A 21,007-nucleotide genomic window follows, 5' to 3' on the forward strand; every position below is an offset into this window, starting at 1 on the left:
GCACCATGCTGGCGATCGCGCTCTTTGAAGCGAAGCAGCGGCTGCGGCTGCTGTCGACCTGGGTGTACTTCCTGCTGTTCCTGGCACTGGCGATGCTGTGGATGGCGGGCGCCGGCGGCGTGTTCAAGGATTTCACGGTAACGTTCGGCGGCAAGGTGCTGATCAACGCGCCGCGCTCGGTCATGCTGACCACCAGCGCGCTCGGCTGCCTCGGCGTGATCGTGGTGGCGGCCGTGATGGGGCGCGCGGTGCAGCAGGACTTCGAATACGACATGCACCACTTCTTCTTCTCGGCGCCGATCCGCAAGTTCGAGTACATGTTCGGCCGCTTCATCGGCGCCTGGCTGGTGCTGGCGGCGATCTTCACCAGCATCCTGCTCGGCATCCTGTTCGGCAGCTGGTTGCCCGGCGTGGATCCGGAACGGGTGGGCCGCTTCGTGCCCGAGGCCTACCTGCTGGCCTATTTCATCATCCTGCTGCCGAACCTGTTCATTTTCGGCGCCATCTTCTATGTGATGGCGGCGCTGACACGGCGCATGCTGCCGGTGTACATCGGCAGCGTGGTCATGCTGGTCGGCTACATCGTGGCGCCGGGCCTGGCGCGCGACCTGGATTACAAGACGCTGGCCGCGCTGATCGATCCGTTCGGCACCGCCGCGCTGATCCGGCTCACCGAATACTGGCCGATCGCCGAGCGCAATACGCGCCTGGTGCTGCCCGAGGGGGTGTACCTGCTGAACCGCGCGATCTGGTGCTCGCTGGCGCTGGTGGCGCTGCTGCTCGGCTACTGGCGCTTCCATTTCGTGAGCACCGTCGACAGCGGCGCGGCGGCGCGTGGCGAAGGCGATGTGCCGCTGCGCATCACCGGCACCGCGGCACGCACGGTCGAAACGCCGGACTTCAAGTCGCGCAGCCTCACGCTGCTGCTGTTCCAGTTCAGCTGGCTGAACCTGCGCGAAACGGTGAAGAACGTCTATTTCTTCGTGCTGGTGCTGGCCGGCGTGCTGCTGATGTATGCCAGCGCGCTGGAGATGGGATCGATGTGGGGCACCACCACCTACCCGGTCACGTACATGGTGATCGAAACGATGTCGCAGGCGTTCGCGCTGGTGATGGCCGTGGTGACCACGTTCTACGCGGGAGAGCTGGTGTGGAGGGAACGGGAACACCGTATGGCGCTGATGCTCGATGCGCTGCCCGTGCCGGGCTGGCTGCCGATGGTTTCCAAGCTCATTGCACTGGTGGCGCTGCAGGCGCTGCTGCTGCTGCTGGTGATGCTGTGCGGGATGTCGGTGCAGGTGTTCCGCGGCTACTTCCACCTGGACCCGATGCAGTACCTGCACACGCTGTACGCGGTGCAACTGCCCCTGTATGCGCTGCTGGCGGTGCTGGCCATCGCGATGCAGGTGCTGGTTGGCCACAAGTACGTGGCGTTCTTCCTGATGATCCTGTATTACGTGGCCACGGTCGCGATGCCCACGGTGGGCTTCAACCATCCGATGGTGCTGTATGCATGGACGCCCGAGATGCGGTATTCGGACATGAACGGCTATGGTCACTACCTGGTGCGCGAACACTGGTATGTGCTGTACTGGACCGGCGCCGCGCTGATGCTGGCGGTGGCCACGCGCGTGTTCTGGCCGCGCGGCGCGAACGACGAATGGCGCATCCGCGTGCAACTGGCGCGCCGCGCGCTGACCGTGCCGGTACTGGCCGGCTTCGGCCTCGGCCTCGCGGTGATGACGGGCACCGGCGCAATCCTGTATTACAACCTGAACGTGGCGAACCGGTTCCAGTCCACGTTCCGGGTGGACGCCGACCGCGCGGATTACGAACGCAAGTACAAGGCCACGGCCGGCGTGGCGCAACCGCGCATCACCGACGTGAAGCTGCACGTGGAAATCATGCCGGAGCAGCGACGGCTGCTGGTCAAGGGCCGCTACCTGCTGGCCAACCGCGGCGGCGTGCCGCTTACCGCGATCTATGTGAGCACCGATCCCCAGGCAGACCTGCGCCCGCTGCGCTTCGGCACCGCCAGCCGTGTCACGCTGACCGACCGGGAGCTTGGTTTCCATCGCTACACGCTGTCGCAGCCGCTGGCGCCGGGCGCCACGCTGTCGCTGGAGTTCGAAATGTCGTATGCGCCGAACGGCTTCTTCGGCCTGGGCAAGGATACCCCGGTGGTGGCCAATGGCACCTTCTTCAACAACACGATCCTGCCGCACATCGGCTACCAGCGCGACCGCGAACTGACGGACCCGCGCGACCGCAGGCGGCACGGCCTGCCGGCGCAGGAACGGGAGCTGCCGCGCGACGACCCGAAAGGGCTGGCCAATAACATGCTGGGCAGCGACGCCGACTGGGTAACGTTCGATGCCGTGATCGGCACGGACGCCGACCAGACCGCGATCGCTCCCGGCACGCTGGAAAAGGAATGGACGAAGGATGGCCGCCGCTGGTTCCACTACCGGATGGACAAGCCCATCCTGAACTTCTACTCGTTCCAGTCGGCACGCTACGTGATCAAGCACGACTGGTGGCAGGACGTGGGCATCGAGATCTACTACCACCCGGGTCATGAGTACAACCTGGACCGGATGACGAAAGGCGCCAAGGATGCGCTCGACTACTACACGCGCAACTTCGGCCCGTACCAGCACAAGATCCTGCGCATCGTGGAGTTTCCCCGCTACCGGTCCTATGCGCAGTCCTACCCGAACACTGTACCGTTCTCGGAAGGCATGGGCTTCATCGCCGAGGTGGATGACCGCAATCCGAAGGACATCGACTATCCGTATTATGTGACGGCGCACGAGCTGGCGCATCAGTGGTGGGGCCACCAGCTGGTGGGCGGCAATACGCGCGGCGCCACGGTACTGTCCGAAACGCTGTCCGAGTACTCGGCGCTGATGGTGATGAAGCGCACGTTCGGCGCCGACCGCATGCGCCGCTTCCTGCGCTACGACCTGGACATGTACCTGCATGGCCGGGCCATGGAAAACAGGAAGGAGCTGCCTCTGGCGGACAACGAGAACCAGGACTACATCCACTATCGCAAGGGCAGCCTGGCGATGTACCAGCTGCAGGATGTGGTCGGCGAAGACCGCGTGAACGCCGTGCTGCGCAACCTGCTGAAGCAATATGCCTACCGCGGCGATCCGTATCCGAGCGTGACGGCGCTGGTGGACGGCCTGCGCGCCGTGGTGCCGCCCGCCCAGGCCTACCTGATCGACGACCTGTTCAATGCGATCGTCCTGTACGACAACCGCGCGCTGGCGGCCACGGCGCAGCGCCGCAAGGACGGCCGCTACGAGGTGCGGCTGACCGTGCATGCGGCGAAGCTGCGCGCGGACGGGCTGGGCGCGGAAAAGGACACCCCGCTCGCCGACCTGATCGACATCGGCATCGACGCCAGGGACGGCAAGCCGCTGCTGCGCGAACGCCGGCTCATCGACCGCCGCGAAACCACGGTGACGCTGGTCGTGAACGGCCGGCCGGCCCGTGCCGGCATCGACCCGGACAACAAGCTGATCGACCGCAAACCGGACGACAACATGATTGCCGTGGAGATGGCGCAGCCCTGACCGCCGCGTTCCGCCGCTTTCCACATTCCCCGCCGCGGCGTTTTTCGTCGACGACATCGCTGACGTTTATCGTTAGTCCGCGAACAGACCCGCGCCGGGGCTGCCGTTATGCTGGCGTCTGTCATTCACACAGGAGCCGGCAATGGGATTCGATCTCGGTAATCTGTTACAGCAATACCTCGGCGGGGCCATCGATCCCGCCCGCGCGGAACAGGATTTTCCGCAGGCGGCACAGAATGCGCCGCGCGGCGTGGTGGCCCAGGGCGTCACCGAAGCACTCCGCTCCGACCAGACGCCACCGTTCGCGCAGATGGTGAGCCAGATGTTCGGCCGCAGCGACCCGAACCAGCGGGCCGGCATGCTCAACCAGCTGCTGTCCAACGTGAGCCCGGCCATGCTGACGGCGCTGGCCGGCAGTATCGGCAGCGTGTTCGGCCAGAACGGCCAGCCCCAGGTCACGCCGGAACAGGCTGAAAAAATCACGCCGCAGCAGGTGGAGGAAATCGCCACCACGGCCGAGCAGCACAATCCGGGCATTGTCGACCGTATCGGCGACTTCTATGCCGAGCACCCGCAACTGGTGCAGGCCCTGGGCGGCGCAGCCCTGGCCATCGTGCTGGGCAAGATCGCCCAATCGAACCGGAATTGATGCGGGGGATCAATGCGCGCCATTATTGCGCGCAACTGGTCCACGCAACCGATCCACTCACTTGAACCATTCCTGAAGGAGCATTCCATGGGTATCCTCAGCAACATCTTCCACAAGATCTTCCCGTCGTCCCATCCGGCCGTGGCAGCGAAGCCTGCACCGGCGCCTGCCGCCGCGCCGGCGGCCCAGCCACAGGCCGCTCCTGCCGCGCCTGCTGCGGCGCCCGCGGCGCAGCCCGCTGCCGCCCCGGCCGCATTGTCCGAAGTGGACGTGGAAGCGATCCTGAACGGCAAGGCCCAGCAGTCCGGCCAGCCGCTGAACTGGCGCACGTCGATCGTCGACCTGCTGAAACTGCTGGACCTGGACAGCAGCCTGCAATCGCGCAAGGAACTCGCGCAGGAGCTGCACTATACCGGCGATACCGGCGATTCGGCGACGATGAACGTGTGGCTGCACCGGCAGGTGATGAACAAGCTGGCCGCCAACGGCGGCAAGGTACCGGCCGATCTGAAGGACTGATCGTACCCGATGGGCACGATCAGAAGCGCCTCGCAATGCGGGGCGTTAGTGCCTGAAAGCGCGGCGCCCCTTTACCCCAATGGCAGATGCCGGGGTCGGACCCGCCGGGTCTGACCCCGGTACTTCGACTTGGGGTAAATGCATGCCTTGTCGGCGTGCTGGCCTCAAGCCGCCAGCCGCAACGCCGCCCGCGGCGTATCCGGCGTCATCGCCCCATCCACCTTGAACACCGCCACCACAGCCGCCAATGCCTCTGCCTGCTGCCGCATCGATGCGGCGGCGGCGGCTGCTTCCTCGACCAGCGCGGCGTTCTGCTGCGTCACGCCGTCCATGTCCGCGATGGCATGGTTCACCTGCTCGATGCCGGCGCTCTGTTCCACGCTCGCGGTGGTGATCTCGCCCATGATGCAGGTCACGCGCTGGATGCTCTGCACCACCTCCGCCATCGTGGCGCCGGCCTGCTCGACCAGCCTGCTGCCCGCATCCACCTTGCCGACCGAATCGCCGATCAGCGCCTTGATTTCCCGGGCCGCGGCGGCCGAGCGCTGCGCGAGGTTGCGCACTTCGCCGGCCACGACGGCGAAGCCGCGTCCCTGCTCGCCGGCCCGGGCCGCTTCCACTGCCGCGTTCAGCGCCAGGATATTGGTCTGGAACGCAATGCCGTCGATGACCGAGATGATGTCGACGATCTTTTTCGCCGACGCGTTGATCGATTCCATGGTCTGCACCACCTCGCCGACCACGGCGCCGCCGCGCACCGCGACTTCCGATGCGCTGGCGGCCAGCTGGTTCGCCTGGCGCGCATTGTCCGCGTTCTGGCGCACCGTCGAGGTCAGCTCTTCCATCGACGATGCCGTTTCTTCCAGCGCGCCGGCCTGCTGCTCGGTGCGTGCCGACAGGTCCATGTTGCCGGCTGCGATCTGGCTCGATGCGCTCGTCATGTGTTCGGTACCGCTGCGCACCTGGCCGACAATATGGGCCAGGCCTTCGTTCATCGTTTTCAGCGCGCTCAGCAGGCGGCCCGTCTCGTCGTTCGACGTCACCACGATTTCGCTGCGCAGATCGTTGTCGGCAACGCTGCAGGCGATTTCCACTGCCCGGGTCAGCGGCACCACGATGCCGCGGGTCAGCCACCACGAACAGAACGCCCCCAGCGCCAGCACCGCCGCGCCACAGGCAATCAGGAACCGGCGGTTGCCCTGGAACAGGTGGTCGATGCGTGCCGCTTCCGTGTCGATCGCCTTGCGTTGCAGCTCGAGCAGCGCTTCGAGCGCCGCCAGGTAAGCCTGGCCATCAGGCTGGAAACGCCCCATCAGCACGGCGTTCGCCTCCTCGAGCTTGCCCTCTTTCTTCAGTGCCACGATGTCGTCGCGTGAGGCCACGTAACGCTTGCGGGCGGCGCCGATATCGCCGAACACCTGTTTTTCCGCCGGCGTCGCCAGTAGCGCCTCGACCTGCTTTTGCAGTTCGTTGACCGTGCGCGTCGAATTGGCAGTGTCTTCCGCGAAGAACGCGGCCAGCGAACTGTCCGAACTCTTCGAGATTGCCGACGTGCGGCGCACGCTGGTGTGAATCAGGCGGTACCAGTCGCCCACCAGCCGCTCCTTGGCCAGCGGTTCGCGCATCATGTCCTGCGTTGCCTCGGCAACGGCCTGCATGTGGTAGATGCCGAACGCGGTCATCAGGGTCATCAGGGCCAGCACGAGAGCGAAGCCCGCGGCAAGGCGGGTGCCGATGGTCAGGTTTTTCATGAGGAAGGGCGCGGCGGGCGCGGAAGGTTGCCTGAAAAAACGGCAGTCTAGCACAGGAGTAATTTGCCACAAAGCAATTTATTCCGGGCTGTCGCGCGCCGGCCATACCGGTAATCAAAGGCCTCAAGCGATTCTTGGATGACGCCGCCACACCGTTGTTTCGATGACCACTATCAACACCGGCGCGACCGTCAAAAAAAACGGGGCCACCCAGGGCCCCGTTTTTCGGCTGTTGCAGAGTTACTCGGTGGCGACGGCTTTCTTTGCAGCAGCCTTCTTCGCCGGTGCCTTCTTGGCCGGCGCTTTCTTTGCGGCGGTCGTTTTCGTCGCTGCAGCCTTCTTCGCCGCCGGCTTCTTCACCGGTGCGGCTTCATCGACAGCACCTTCGGCGCCTTCCGGCGCGGCGGCGGCCTTGCCCTTGGCGGCCGGCTTTTCCTTGCGTGGCTCGAATTCAAAGCTGATCTTGCCATCCTTGCCGCGCGCGAGGAAGGCCTTGAACGGGCGCCGCGTGCGCTGCGATACGAAGCCCGGCAGCAGGTCGGTCTTGCCTTCGTTGAGCAGCTTGGCCATCTGCTCCGGCAGGATTTCCTGCTGCAGGATGATGCGGCCGCTGCGGAAGTCGCACGTCTTCGGTTTGGCCACGCTGTGTTCGCACACATAGGCCAGGCCCATTTCGTACACGCCGCCGGCGCATTTCGGGCATGGGCCGAGCGCGGTCTGGCCGGTAAAGTCGACGCCTTCGCCATCCTCGCCCTCTTCGTCGTTCTGGCCGAAGTCGAATTCGAGCTTGAAGTTGTTGATGTCCTCGTCGCGCACGATGCGCAGGATCGCCGCGAACGGCCGGCCCATCTTCGAGCGGAAGCCCTGCAGCGGCCCGATCGTGCGGTTCTTCAGCAGCTCTTCCACCTCGGCGATCTCGAACTGCCGGCTGCCCGGCGTCTTGCCCATCGAAAATTCGCATTTGGTACAGGCGAAGCGGCGGTAGTTTTCCTTGACCACGCCACTGCAGTTCGGGCAAGGCGTGCTCAATGTCGCGTACTCGCCCGGGATCGTGTCGTTGTCGTATTCCTTGGCACGCTTGACGATAATCTGCGTCATCTGCGCGATTTCGCGCATGAACTCCTCGCGCGAGATGCGGCCCTTCTCCATCTGCGACAGCTTGTGTTCCCACTCGCCGGTCAGTTCCGGGGCGGTCAGTTCGTTGACGCCGAGGCCGCGCAGCAGCGTCATCAGCTGCGACGCCTTGGCGGTGGACATCAGTTCGCGGCCTTCGCGGATCAGGTACTTTTCCGTCAGCAGGCCCTCGATGATCGCGGCGCGCGTGGCCGGCGTGCCGAGGCCCTTGCCGGCCATCGCGTCACGCAACTCGTCCGAGTCGACCAGCTTGCCGGCACCTTCCATCGCGGACAGCAGCGTCGCTTCCGTGTAGCGCGCGGGCGGTTTCGTCACCAGGGCGTTCGCGTTGACCTTGTCGGTATGAACCTTCTCGCCCTTCGCCACGGGCACCAGGTTGCCGCCGCCTTCCTTGTCGTCGCCGGTCGTGTCCTTGCCGTACACCGCCAGCCAGCCGGCGTTCGTCATCACCTTGCCTTCGGTCTTGAACTGGTGGCCGGAGACTTCGGTAAAGCGCGTGGTCACCTGGAATTCGGCGGCCGGGAAGAACACGGCCATGAAGCGGCGCGTGACCAGGTCGTACAGTTTCTGTTCCGGTTCCGACAAGCCTTTCGGCGCGATGCCGGTGGGGATGATCGCGAAGTGATCCGAGATCTTGGTGTTGTCGAAGATGCGCTTGTTCGGCTTGACCCAGCCCTTGTCCAGGATCTGCTTGGCGAACTGGTGGTAGTTCGGGTTTTGCTTGACCACTTCCAGCGTCGACTTCACGGTCGGCAGGTAGTCTTCCGGCAGGTGGCGCGAATCGGTACGCGGATACGTCAGCACCTTGTGCTTCTCATACAGCGCCTGGGCCAGGCCCAGCGTGTTCTTGGCCGAGAAACCGAAGCGGCCGTTGGCTTCGCGCTGCAAGCTGGTCAGGTCGAACAGCGCGGGCGCCATCGACGTGGTCGGCTTGGATTCCTCGGTGACGTTGCCCTGCTTGCCCTTGCAGGCCAGCGCGATCGAATCGGCGGCGGCACGGCTCCACAGGCGCTCGGCGCGCTTCTCGGGATCGTTCTCGTCCTTCTTGAAACCGGTGTCGAGCCAGCGGCCTTCGTACACGCCGGCGGCGCACACGAATTCGGCGCGCACTTCCCAGTAATCGCGCGGCACGAATTTCTTGATCTTCTCGTCGCGCTCGACCACGATCGACAGCGTGGGCGTTTGCACACGGCCAACGGTGGTCAGGTAGAAGCCGCCCTCCTTCGAGTTGAAGGCCGTCATCGCGCGGGTGCCATTGATGCCGATCAGCCAGTCGGCCTCGGAACGGCAGCGCGCGGCATCGGCCAGCGGCAGCATCTCTTCGTCGCTGCGCAGGTGCGCAAAACCATCGCGGATCGCGTTGGGGGTCATTGACTGCAGCCACAGGCGCTTGACCGGCTGCTTGGCTTTCGCGTTCTGTGCGATCAGGCGGAAGATCAGTTCACCTTCGCGGCCCGCGTCGCATGCGTTGATCAGGGCCGTGACGTCCTTGCGCTTGATCAGCTTGTTCAAGACCTTGAGCCGGCTTTCCGTCTTGGCGATCGGATTCAGGGCGAAATACGGCGGAATCATCGGCAGGTGCGTGAAGCTCCACTTGCCGCGCTTGACGTCGTACTCTTCCGGCACCGCGATTTCCAGCAGGTGGCCAACGGCCGAAGACAGCACGTATTCGTCGGATTCGAAATACTCATCGTGCTTGGTAAAGCCGCCAAGCGACTTCGCGATGTCGTTCGCGACAGAAGGCTTCTCGGCAATGATGAGGGTTTTGCTCATGATTGTTGTTCTCGGTTTCGGTTGCTGCGACGGGCCTGGCCTCGCGCGCGGCGCGTCGGCGGTCTGTCGGGGTATGGCAGGCGCATGATACATGGGCATCGTGCTTCGTGCCGAGTTTTTCGCCCCCGCCATTATTGTCAAGGGGCCAATCATAAGCGCGACCACGGCAAAACAGCAAGCATGCGCACCAATGCAATCCGGCCGCAAATGCGGCCGGGCGGGTACTGCGCGTTACTGATCAGATGATGCGGCTCGAATGGTGCTGCTCGAATATCGATGCCCGAATGTTGCCGGTCGGGCGAGCCGCGCTGCGGCGCTTCAGTGCAGGAGACGAGGCGCCTGCTCTTCGTCCGAACCGAACAGGTCGTCGAACATCAGCGCGTCCGGCTCCTTGCCCTGGCTCCACAGCAGCATCAGCACGATGATCTTCAGCTTGCCCAGGTTGACGGGCGATTCCTCGAGCGCCAGCGCGCGTTCGATGACGATCTCGCGCTGCAGCGGCGACAGCACGCGCGCGCTTTCCAGGAACGCGATGAAGCCGATGGCTTGCGTGCCCAGGGCATCGTGTTCGCGTTCGACATAGAAACGCGTGCCTGTCGACGCCGAAGTCGATGCCTCTTCGGCACCGGCGATTTCGGTCAGGTCGTTAAGCCATACCAGCGCCTCGGAAATCTCCACGTCGTCGAAACCGACAGCGGAAAGCTTCTTCGCCAACGCAGCCGGTTCGGGGCACGCATCGGGGCGATAATAGGTCTCGTAGAGATAAACAAGGATGTCGAACATGGCGCTACTCTATCAGCATAAATCGGCGCGGCACAAGACCCGCACCCTTGCTTTCTACCTTTTGAGGCGCTGAAACGCACCACCCGGCAGCCGTTCCACAACACCTGCTAACTCTAATGCAAGCAAACTTGCCTGTGTGTCAGCGGGATCGAGTTTCAACCTTTGTGCAAGTTCATCGGCGGGTACCGGATCGTACGTCAATGCCGTTAGCAACACGTCCGCCGCACCGGTCAATTCTTCCAGCATCGACGATTCGCAGCGCCCGCGGCGCATGCCGAACGCGTCGAGAATATCGTGCTCGGAGTCGACCAGCCTGGCGCCATCGCGTATCAACTGGTGGCAACCTTTCGCCAGCGCGGAATGGATCGATCCGGGAATCGCGAACACGTCTCGCCCCTGCTCGTTGGCAAGGCGCGCCGTGATCAGCGAGCCCGATTTTTCCGTTGCCTCCACCACGAGCACGCCGCACGACAAGCCGCTGATGATGCGATTGCGGATCGGAAAATAATACTTGCGCGCCGGTGTGCCCAGCACGAATTCGCTGAGCAGGCAACCGGCTTCGCGGATACGCGCGGCCAGCGGGGCATTCGATGCCGGATAGATCACGTCGATGCCGGTGCCGACGACGGCCACGGTGGAACCATCGCCGCACAGGCCGCCCTGGTGCGCGGCCGCGTCGATGCCGAGCGCGAGGCCCGAGACGATCGTGATGCCCGCCTCCGACAAGGCCCGTGCAAAGCGGCTTGCATTGGCCATGCCTTGTACCGTTGCCTTGCGGCTGCCGACAATGCCGATTGCCTTGCAATACAGGAGCGACACGTCGCCCTGGGCATGCAACAGCACTGGTGGATCGGCAATCTCTTTCAGCTGCGGTGGATAGGCGGCATCGTTCAGCATCAGCAAATGATTGCCCGGCTGCGCGGCCCAGTGCAGCGTGGCCTCGGCCAGCGCGCGCAGCCGCGGCGAGAACGGCGCGGCAATGGCGGCCAGCGGCAACTCGCCGAACGGGTTGTCGAGAACGCCCTGACGCGCCGCGTCGATCACGGCATGCGGCGTGCCATGCTCGCGCACCAGCCGGGCCGACAGGTGGCGCGGCAGGCCCGGCATCTGCGCCAGGCGCAGCCATGGCAGCAGCGCATCGCTGCCATCGGCGCTGCCGCATGAGAAGAGGGATTCCGTGTCCTGCACGGCGGGGTCACTCCGGAGTTCTGGCGACGTCGCCCACCACGACCGGTTCCGTCACCTGCATGATCAGGCCATAGGAAACATGGCTGAACACGCGGAAGATAAACAAGGTACCGACCTGTTCGTCCGGCAGCTTGACCTGCGGATTGCCGAGATTGTGCCAGCCCTTGTCGGCCGACTTGTCGGTTACCGTCTGCCCGACATGGTACAGCTGGAGCACGGAGCCGACGTCGAGCCCGTCAAGCTTGCCGCGATTGATCGACACCACATGGTTTTGCCCGGCATGCACGACGCCATCGTAGATGGCCAGCACGCGCGCATCCACCTGCGCCGCCGGCGGGTGCGGCACATAATTCTGCATCGGCACCGGCTCGGTGCGCATCAACTGGTCGCCAACACCCATCTCCTCCTTCGCGCCGGTGACGATGAATGTGTGCACGTCCGTACCAGGCGCGGCTTCCTTCTGCAATGCCAGCGTGCCCAGGTAATGCGCCTCCTGGCCCACCACCGCCCGCGTGACCGGGTCGCGCAGCGGCTTGCCGGGCCGAAATGCCTGGAACGACGTGGCCCCCTTCAGGTCGCCCCGCACATAGGCCTTGTCGTCCTTGCCGAGGAAGACCCGGTTGCCGGCCGTGGCGACGATGCGCGGCGCGTGCTTCAGCTCATCGGCCTCGACGATCAGCGGCTGCGACAGGAACGGCTCGATCGCACCGGGTGGAATGGCCGGAACGGCATCCTTGCCCAGGCCTTCGGTACGCACCCGCGGCGCCAGTTTCACAGTGCCGGGCTCGGCATTCCCCAGTTTGCTGCCCAGCCGCAGGCGCCCGGCCACGCGGTCGAACCAGATGACCTGGCCAGGATAAATCCAGTGCGGATCGGCGATCTCGGCACGGTTCATGCCCCATACCTGCGGCCAGCACCACGGCTTTTGCAGGAACGTGCCAGCGATGTCCCACAACGTATCGCCGCGGGCCACGGTATGCTGGTCCGGCGCGTTCGGCCGGAATTCGCAGCGGGTGTTCTGTGCCCCGGCGGACACCGCGGTGGCACCGGAAAACACGGCTGCGATCAACAGGCGCACGCCGACTGTGCTAAAATTTTTCATTGAATATGTCCGTTAATTCGGCTCGAGAAAGCTCCCGGTTATTGCTTCTCTGCGATTGCTTGCATTACTTCCATGTTGCTTGCTGAAGTAATACCAACCCCGCCGAGAAGTTGCCGAACAGAATCAATTCTGCCCAACTTACCCTGAACTGACAAGCCAAACGCTGCCGTGATGCGTGCCGGGCCGTCGTTCAGGCGTTGCTTTTTTGCGAGGCAGGAGATTTCGAATCACTTTGGAATCATTCAGTCCACGCATTCCTTGCATCGATTCACGCGCCGGTTGCCACTCCGACTTTTACGATTCTTACGATTCTTACCTTACCCGCCCCTCTTTTATCAGATCACCAATGTCGAAACTGAACATCCTCCGTTTTCCCGATCCGCGCCTGCACAAGGTCGCCAAGCCAGTCACCGAGTTCGACGAGCGAATTGCCCGTCTGGTTGCCGACATGGCCGAGACGATGTATGACGCACCCGGCATCGGCCTGGCCGCCACGCAGGTGGACGTGCACGAGCAGGTCATCGTCATCGACATCAGCGAGACGAAGGACCAGCTGACCGTCTTCATCAATCCCGAAGTGCTGTGGGCCAGCGACGAGAAGCAGGTCTACGATGAAGGCTGCCTGTCGGTACCCGGCGTTTACGACGATGTGGAGCGCCCGGCGAAAGTGAAGGTGCGCGCACAGAACGAGAAAGGCGAGTTCTTCGAGGTGGATGCGGATGGCCTGCTGGCCGTGTGCATCCAGCACGAGATGGACCACCTGCTGGGCAAGGTGTTCGTCGAGTACCTGTCGCCGCTCAAGCGCAACCGCATCAAGACCAAGCTGCAGAAGGAAGAGCGCGGCATCGAACGCGAGCGCCAGTTGCGCGCGGCCGGCCGCCGCTGATACGGGCGCCCGATGAAGGTCGTCTTTGCCGGTACTCCCGAGTTCGCAGCCGTGGCGCTGCGGGCCATCCATGCGGCGGGCTTCGAGATCCCGCTGGTGCTGACCCAGCCGGACCGCCCGGCCGGCCGCGGCCTGCACCTGCAGCCCTCGGCCGTGAAACAATACGCGGTCGCGCATGGCATTCCCGTGGCGCAGCCGCTGTCGCTGCGGATGGATGCCAGGGATCCGCAGCGCGCGCAGGAAGCGCGGGAAGCACACGAACGCCTGCTTGCCACGGATTACGATGCGATGGTGGTGGCCGCCTATGGCCTGATCCTGCCGCGCAGCACGCTCGATATCAAGCCCTGCATCAATATTCACGGTTCGCTGCTGCCGCGCTGGCGCGGTGCCGCGCCGATCCACCGCGCGATCGAGGCCGGCGACCATGAAACGGGCGTCACCATCATGCAGATGGAAGAAGGACTCGACACCGGCCCGATGCTGCTGATCGAGCGCACGCCGATCGGCCCGCAGGATACGACCGCCACGCTGCACGACCGGCTGGCATCGATGGGCGCGCAAATGGTGGTCAAGGTGCTGCGCAAGATGGAGCACGACGTGATCGAGGCGGTACCGCAGCCCGAGGCCGGCGTCACCTATGCCACCAAGATCGCCAAGGACGAGGCGGCGCTGGACTTCACGCAACCGGCGCGCGATGTCGGCCGCAAGATCCGTGCATTCAACCCGTTCCCCGGCGCGCATGCCCTGGTGAACGGCACCGTCATCAAGCTGTGGGGCGCCGAATTGCTGGACGAGGGCAGCAACTCTCCGGCCGGGCAGGTGCTGGCCGCCGATGCGCAGCTTGGCATCGTGGTGGCGTGCGGCCAGGGCGCCCTGCGCCTGACGGAACTGCAAAAGCCGGGCGGCAAGCGCCTGCCGGCCGCGGAGTTCATCAAGGGCTTCGCGCTCGAAGGCCTGCGTTTCGCCTGAAGCCGGCGTTGGCGGATTGGCGAGGCACCGGCTGCCGTCCTCGTCAACAATTCACATTGAACATTTTATTTTCCTATCGGTAATTTAATAAAATGTTTTAAATCGCCTGCCATGCATTCATGCGAACGAATGGGCATAACTGTTTTATCAGGCCATCGTTGTATCCGCACAAAAGCACGCTTTATTTGTTTCAAAGCAACGCATGGCCAGCTAATATACTTACTCGATTCCACTTTATTGAGAAGTATCATGTTCAAGTCTGTCGCCTTTGCCGGGTTATTGGCAGCCAGCTTCGCAGCAAGCGCTGCGCCAAGCACCTGGACTTTCACCTACACCGGATTTTACGAGGACTATGTCGGGTTCCTCGGCGATCGCGAACTATCGGGAACCTTTTCCGGATACGATGCAGACAGCAATGGTACGATCGACAAGGCGGAAATCAGTTCGCTGATCATTGCCGGGGTCGATTACATGACCTGCGGCGCCGGCGGCAGCCCGTATTTTTCCTGCGGCACCGAGGCTTTCAGCTACCAGCTCGGCGGCAAGCTGCACTTTATCGCCGGCACGACCAGCAGCGACCCGGAAGGTTATCGCGGCGGCGCGCATTTCTACCAGACCGGCAAGAGCGAATGGGAATACCGTTATACCGGTTCGTCGGAATCGCGGAAGGATTACTACTGGACCGACGACACGCAGTTTTCGATCACGGACGGCACTGCCGCGAATCCGCTTCCCGCCGTGCCTGAACCGGGCACCTGGGCCATGCTGGCGGCAGGACTGCTCGTCGTATCGGGCGCGACGCTGCGCCGGCGCCGCAATCGCTGATCCGCCTCCGCAATTTCATACCAAAATAAAACAGCCACCCGGCCTTCCGGCCCGGTGGCTGTTTCATTTTGTCGCCGCGCGCCAGGCCGGCCGCCCTCCGGCCGGGTGGAAATCGCGCTTTACCGTATAATCTGTACCCCCTTCCAGTTCCCGAACCACAGCCATGAACCAGAACCGTCCCGCCTCCCAGACCGAAGCGCAACTGCGCGACATCCTGTCGCGCCGCATCATGTTCCTCGATGGCGCGATGGGCACGATCATCCAGCAATACAAGCTCGATGAAGCGGCATATCGCGGCGAGCGCTTCGCCGACTTCGCCGCGCCGGCCGGCAGCGGCGCGCGCGAACTGTTCGTGAAGGGGAACAACGAACTGCTGAACCTCACGCAGCCGCACGTGATCCAGGAAATCCACGAGCGCTACCTGGCGGCCGGCGCGGACCTGATCGAAACGAACACGTTCGGCGCGACCGGCATCGCGCAGGACGACTACCACATGGCGCATCTCGTTCGCGAGATGAACCTGCAGGCGGCGAAGCTGGCCCGCGCGGCCGTGGACAAGTACAGCACGCCGGACAAGCCGCGTTTCGTGGCCGGCGCGCTGGGCCCGACGCCGAAGACCGCGTCGATCTCGCCGGACGTCAACGACCCGGCGGCCCGCAACGTGACGTTCGACCAGCTGGTGACGTCGTATTACGAGCAGCTCGGCGCGCTGGTCGAAGGCGGCATCGACGTGGTGCTGGTGGAAACCATCTTCGACACGCTGAACTGCAAGGCGGCGCTGTTTGCGATCGACCAGTATTTCGAGGCCCATCCCGAGCGCGAGCGCCTGCCGCTGATGATCTCCGGTACCGTCACCGATGCCTCGGGCCGCATCCTGTCCGGCCAGACCGTGCCGGCGTTCTGGAACTCGGTGCGCCATGCCCGGCCCGTCACGATCGGCCTGAACTGCGCACTCGGCGCCGCGCTGATGCGCCCGTACGCGGAAGAGCTGTCGCAGATCGCCGATACGTTCGTGTGCATCTACCCGAATGCCGGCCTGCCCAATCCGATGAGCGACACCGGCTTCGACGAGCTGCCGGCCGACACGTCGGCACTGCTGCGCGAGTTCGCCGATGCCGGCTTCATCAACATGGCCGGCGGCTGCTGCGGCACCACGCCCGACCACATCGCCGCCATCGTCGACCTGCTGAAGGACATGCCGCCGCGCACCGCGCCGCGCATTCCCGTGGCGCAGCGCCTGTCCGGCCTGGAGCCGTTCACGATCGACGACGACTCGCTGTTCGTCAACGTGGGCGAGCGCACCAACGTCACCGGTTCGAAGGCGTTCGCGCGCATGATCCTGAACGAGCAATACGACGAAGCGCTGTCGGTCGCGCGGCAGCAGGTCGAGAACGGCGCCCAGGTCATCGACATCAACATGGACGAGGCGATGCTCGACTCGCTGGCGGCGATGACGCGCTTCCTGAACCTGATCGCCTCGGAGCCGGACATCTCGCGCGTGCCGATCATGATCGACTCGTCGAAGTGGTCCGTCATCGAGGCCGGCCTGAAGTGCGTGCAGGGCAAGTCGATCGTCAACTCGATCTCGATGAAGGAAGGCGAGGCGGAATTCATCCGCCAGGCGCGGCTGTGCCGCAGCTACGGCGCCGCCGTCATCGTGATGGCGTTCGACGAGACCGGCCAGGCCGATACCTTCGAGCGCAAGATCGAGATCTGCGAGCGCGCCTACAAGGTGCTGACCGAGAAAGTGGGCTTCCCGCCCGAGGACATCATCTTCGACCCGAACATCTTCGCGGTCGCCACCGGCATCGAGGAGCACAACAACTACGCGGTGGACTTCATCAACGCCACGCGCTGGATCAAGGACAACCTGCCGCACGCGAAGATCAGCGGCGGCGTGTCGAACGTGTCATTCTCGTTCCGCGGCAACGATCCGGCGCGCGAAGCGATCCATACCGTGTTCCTGTACCACGCGATCAAGGCCGGCATGACGATGGGCATCGTCAACGCGGGCATGGTCGGCGTGTACGACGACCTGCCGGCCGAACTGCGCGAGCGCGTGGAAGACGTGGTGCTGAACCGCCGCCCGGATGCGACGGAACGGATGATCGAGATCGCCGGCACGCTGAAGGCCGGCGGCAAGCAGGAAGCGGCAACGCTGGAATGGCGCGCCGCGCCGGTGGAAAAACGGCTGGCGCACGCGCTGGTGCACGGCATCACGCAGTGGATCACGGAAGACACCGAGGAAATGCGCCAGCAGGTGCTCGACAGCGGCGGCCGGCCGATCAACGTGATCGAAGGCCCGCTGATGGATGGCATGAACATCGTCGGCGACCTGTTCGGCCAGGGCAAGATGTTCCTGCCGCAGGTGGTGAAATCGGCGCGCGTGATGAAGCAGGCCGTGGCCCACCTGATCCCGTACATCGAGGAAGAAAAGCTGGCCGAGGAACAGCGCACCGGCATCGTCGCGAAACCGAAGGGCAAGATCGTCATCGCCACCGTGAAGGGCGACGTGCACGACATCGGCAAGAACATCGTTTCCGTGGTCCTGCAATGCAACAATTTCGAGGTGGTGAACATGGGCGTGATGGTGCCCGCCTCCGAGATCCTGGCGCGCGCCAAGGTGGAGAACGCCGATATCATCGGCTTGTCGGGCCTGATCACGCCGTCGCTCGAGGAGATGGCGCACGTGGCCAAGGAAATGCAGCGCGACGAACATTTCCGCATGCTGAAGATCCCGCTGCTGATCGGCGGCGCCACCACCAGCCGCGCCCACACGGCCGTGAAGATCGCCCACAACTACGATGGCCCGGTGGTGTACGTGCCGGATGCTTCGCGTTCCGTGTCGGTGGCGCAGTCGCTGCTCACGCCTGAAGCGCGCGACCGCTACGTGCAGGAACTCGATACCGATTACGCCCGCATCCGCGAGCAGCATGCGAACAAGAAGGCGCTGCCGACGGTGACGCTGGCCGCGGCCCGCGCCAACAAGGCAAAGCTCGACTTCGCGCCGGTCAAGCCGAAGTTCGTCGGCCGCCGCCTGTTCCGCAACGTCGACCTGGCCCTGCTGGCGCAGTACATCGACTGGGGCCCGTTCTTCCAGACCTGGGACCTGGCCGGCCCGTTCCCGGCGATCCTGACCGACGAAGTCGTGGGCGAGGCCGCCACCAAGGTGTTTGAAGAAGGCCAGGCGCTGCTCAAGCGGATCATCGAGGGCCGCTGGCTCACGGCCAACGGCACGGTCGCGCTGCTGCCCGCCAACAGCGTCAACGACGACGACATCGAGGTCTATACCGACGACTCCCGCGGCGAAGTGGCGTTCACCTACTACGGCCTGCGCCAGCAGGGCGTGAAACCGGTGATCGACGGCGTGCAGCGGCCGAACCAGTGCCTGGCCGATTTCATCGCGCCGAAGGCATCGGGCGTGAAGGATTACATCGGCATGTTCGCCGTGACGGCCGGCCTGGGCATCGAGAAGTACGAAAAGCGCTTCGAGGATGCGCACGACGACTATTCGTCGATCATGCTGAAATCCCTGGCCGACCGCCTGGCCGAGGCATTCGCCGAGTACCTGCACGAGCGCGTGCGCAAGGACCTGTGGGGTTATGCGGCGGACGAGCGGCTGACCAACGAACAGATGATCCGCGAGGAATATGCCGGCATCCGCCCGGCCCCCGGCTACCCGGCGTGTCCGGAGCATACGGTGAAGGCCGACCTGTTCCGCGTGACGGCCGCCGAAGAGATCGGCATGGAACTGACGGAATCGTTCGCGATGTTCCCCGGCGCCGCCGTGGCAGGCTTCTACTTCGCCCATCCGCAATCGAAGTATTTTACGGTGGGCAAGATCAACGACGACCAGCTGGAAGACATGGTGGCGCGCCGTGGCGTGCCGAAGGCGCAACTGGAAAGCTGGCTGGCACCGAATCTGTAAGGAACCCACGCGGGAACTTTATATCGCTTGCCGGATCTAACCCGTACGCATCAGGCGGCGGGCATGCCCGCCGGGCATGCCGCGCCGATGCTTCAATCGGCGGGAGGCATCATGGCAACTTTACTGAAACGCTGGCAGGATCAATTGATCCTGCTGCTCGGCGTATGGCTGTTCGTTACGCCGTGGATCTTTTCCTACGCGATCGATTCGCCGCACGGCATCAACGCGATGCTCTGCGGCGCCGTGCTGGCGCTGCTGGCCGCATTCGACCTGTACAAGACCTACGTGTGGGCGGTGGTCGTCAACCTCGCGCTCGGCATCTGGGTCGCCGTATCGCCGTGGGTGCTGGAAACCGACTACGGCCAGGGCGGCATCATGCTGAACAACCTGCTCGTCGGTGTCGCCGTGGCGATCCTGGCGGCATGGGAACTGGCAACCGATCCGGACCTGCACAGGAAGCTGCCAGGCGCCGGCGCCGCCACCTGAGCCGGCCGGTGCGCGGATGAAAACCACATCCGGCGCCGGCAGGGCATGACCGGTTCCGGGCATCCGGACGGGTGTCCGGAACCATCCCCGCTCCTTGCCGCGCCGGTCTCCGGCGAGTTAGGCGTTCAGGGCCCTGGCGCGGAAGCGCCAGGCGGCCAGGGCGCCGAACAGCGCGGCGAAGCCCAGCTGCACTGCGGCGCAGTGCAGCGCGGCGCCCAGGCCGAGGCCGCGCCATGTCACGGCGTCGAGGCCATCGATCGCCCAGCGGGCCGGCATGGCCATCGAGACCGCCTGCAGCCACTCCGGGAAAATGAACGACGGCACCCAGGCGCCGCCCAGCATGACGATCATCAGCGTCGCGAACGTGGCGATGCCGCGCGCCGCGTCCGGCGTTCTGCCCAGCGCGGCGATCAGCAGGCCGAACGTGGCCGTCATCAGCGCGAAGCTCAGCGTCACGAACGCGAACCCGAGGGGGTTGGTGATTTCCACGCCGAAGAGCACCACCGCGCACACGAAAATCGCCACCAGCAGTCCGGCCGCGATGATCGTGCCGGACAGCATGCGTGACAACAGTACCTGGCCTTGCGTGACGGGCGCGGCCAGCAGGCGGTTCCAGATGCCCGTGCGGCGCGCCGTCAGCAGCCCGATGCCCAGGTCGATTCCCATGAACAGGATGAACTGCACCCCCATGCCGGCGAACGTGTGCGCATACACGTTGTAGGCCGGGCCCGAACTGACGGCTTCGTCGCGGGTATCGAACGGCATGCTCAGGCCGCCCTGCCCCGGACCCGCCGCCACGCCGGCCGCTGCCCGCCGCTGCTCCTGCCGCGCCTGGAAGGCACGCACGCCGTGCAGCATGTCGCGCAGTGCCGCCTGCTCCGGATCGCTGGTGGCGGCCTCTTCGATCTGCGCCAGGCTGTTGTCCGTGAAGGCGCGTCCGGTTTCGCCGTTGAACATTTCCGCGCTGACATGCTGCATGACTTCCTTCGTCAACAACCCCTTCACCATCGCCAGCACGGTCGACTGCGACGGGTCGTAGAACAACGGCAGCGCGGGTTTTTCGCCGGCGCCGAACAGCGCGCCGCCGGCTGCGCCGCCAAAGCCATCCGGGATCACGACGGCAACGGTGACCTTGCCGGCGGCGACCCTGGCCCTGGCTTCCTGCAGCGTCAGCTCCTGCACGCGCAGGCTGGGCTCCGCCTTCAGGCCGGCCGCGATTTTCAAGCCGATATCGGAACTGTCCTGCTGCACCAGGGCGATGTCGATCTTGCCGGTCTGCCCCCTGCCCGAGCCGCCGCCACCGCCGCCGAACAGCGCGCCGAAGAACGCGGCCACGATGACGGGAACCAGCAGGTGGATCGCCAGCGCGCGGCGGTCGTTGATGTACAGCTTCAGGTCCTTGCGGATCAGGGCGAGGATGGCGGTCATGG

General features: G+C 64.5%; 14 protein-coding genes. 8 read left to right on the forward strand and 6 right to left on the reverse strand.

From position 1 onward, the window contains the following. Positions 1-5 precede the first annotated feature (5 nt). The 3 genes from GJV26_RS09450 (at position 6) to GJV26_RS09460 (ending at position 4,752) form a co-directional block, all read left to right on the forward strand. Positions 6-3,584 carry an ABC transporter permease/M1 family aminopeptidase gene (locus GJV26_RS09450; RefSeq protein ID WP_155708604.1) on the forward strand — a complete coding sequence of 1,193 codons (3,579 nt, stop codon included), beginning with the start codon at positions 6-8 and terminating at the stop codon, positions 3,582-3,584. A 142-nt stretch (positions 3,585-3,726) separates the two neighbouring features. Next, entirely contained in the window at positions 3,727-4,233 is a 507-nt protein-coding gene (locus tag GJV26_RS09455; protein WP_155708605.1) for a hypothetical protein, read from the forward strand. An 87-nt stretch (positions 4,234-4,320) separates the two neighbouring features. Next, positions 4,321-4,752: a DUF3597 domain-containing protein gene (locus GJV26_RS09460; RefSeq protein WP_155708606.1), complete on the forward strand. Its 432-nt coding sequence runs from the start codon at positions 4,321-4,323 to the stop codon at positions 4,750-4,752. A 164-nt stretch (positions 4,753-4,916) separates the two neighbouring features. On the opposite strand, the gene GJV26_RS09465 is transcribed toward GJV26_RS09460, so the two are convergent. The 5 genes from GJV26_RS09465 to GJV26_RS09485 all read right to left on the reverse strand — a co-directional run bounded on the left by GJV26_RS09465 (position 4,917) and on the right by GJV26_RS09485 (position 12,483). Next, on the reverse strand, positions 4,917-6,503 hold the full coding sequence (locus tag GJV26_RS09465; RefSeq protein ID WP_155708607.1) for a methyl-accepting chemotaxis protein: 1,587 nt from the start codon (positions 6,501-6,503) through the stop codon (positions 4,917-4,919). 240 nt (positions 6,504-6,743) lie between these two features. Next, positions 6,744-9,410, reverse strand: a complete 2,667-nt coding sequence (locus GJV26_RS09470) for a DNA topoisomerase III (protein ID WP_155708608.1) — start codon at positions 9,408-9,410, stop codon at positions 6,744-6,746. A gap of 318 nt (positions 9,411-9,728) precedes the next feature. Continuing rightward, positions 9,729-10,193 (reverse strand): Smg family protein, encoded by a 465-nt coding sequence (locus GJV26_RS09475; protein ID WP_155708609.1) that lies wholly within the window; start codon positions 10,191-10,193, stop codon positions 9,729-9,731. Positions 10,194-10,247: 54 nt separating this feature from the next. Continuing rightward, the gene (dprA, locus tag GJV26_RS09480; protein WP_189441907.1) at positions 10,248-11,381 is read right to left on the reverse strand and encodes a DNA-processing protein DprA; all 1,134 of its coding nucleotides are present in this window, start codon (positions 11,379-11,381) and stop codon (positions 10,248-10,250) included. A gap of 7 nt (positions 11,382-11,388) precedes the next feature. Further along, complete coding sequence (locus GJV26_RS09485; protein WP_155708610.1) at positions 11,389-12,483, reverse strand: LysM peptidoglycan-binding domain-containing protein; 1,095 nt, start codon at positions 12,481-12,483, stop codon at positions 11,389-11,391. A 346-nt stretch (positions 12,484-12,829) separates the two neighbouring features. Between GJV26_RS09485 and def the strand changes: the two genes are divergently transcribed. The 5 genes from def to GJV26_RS09510 all read left to right on the forward strand — a co-directional run bounded on the left by def (position 12,830) and on the right by GJV26_RS09510 (position 19,577). Further along, the gene (gene def, locus GJV26_RS09490; RefSeq protein ID WP_155708611.1) at positions 12,830-13,369 is read left to right on the forward strand and encodes a peptide deformylase; all 540 of its coding nucleotides are present in this window, start codon (positions 12,830-12,832) and stop codon (positions 13,367-13,369) included. 12 nt (positions 13,370-13,381) lie between these two features. Further along, complete coding sequence (gene fmt / locus GJV26_RS09495) at positions 13,382-14,338, forward strand: methionyl-tRNA formyltransferase (protein WP_155708612.1); 957 nt, start codon at positions 13,382-13,384, stop codon at positions 14,336-14,338. A gap of 249 nt (positions 14,339-14,587) precedes the next feature. Further along, entirely contained in the window at positions 14,588-15,163 is a 576-nt protein-coding gene (locus tag GJV26_RS09500; protein ID WP_216643122.1) for a PEP-CTERM sorting domain-containing protein, read from the forward strand. A gap of 163 nt (positions 15,164-15,326) precedes the next feature. After that, positions 15,327-19,091 carry a methionine synthase gene (metH, locus tag GJV26_RS09505; protein ID WP_155708614.1) on the forward strand — a complete coding sequence of 1,255 codons (3,765 nt, stop codon included), beginning with the start codon at positions 15,327-15,329 and terminating at the stop codon, positions 19,089-19,091. Between the two features lie 111 nt (positions 19,092-19,202). Next, entirely contained in the window at positions 19,203-19,577 is a 375-nt protein-coding gene (locus GJV26_RS09510) for an SPW repeat protein (RefSeq protein ID WP_155708615.1), read from the forward strand. Positions 19,578-19,694: 117 nt separating this feature from the next. On the opposite strand, the gene GJV26_RS09515 is transcribed toward GJV26_RS09510, so the two are convergent. Further along, the gene (locus GJV26_RS09515) at positions 19,695-21,005 is read right to left on the reverse strand and encodes an ABC transporter permease (RefSeq protein WP_155708616.1); all 1,311 of its coding nucleotides are present in this window, start codon (positions 21,003-21,005) and stop codon (positions 19,695-19,697) included. Between the last annotated feature and the right edge of the window lie 2 nt (positions 21,006-21,007).

The sequence above is a fragment of the Pseudoduganella dura genome, assembly GCF_009727155.1.
Taxonomy (GTDB): Bacteria; Pseudomonadota; Gammaproteobacteria; order Burkholderiales; family Burkholderiaceae_D; genus Rugamonas; species Rugamonas dura.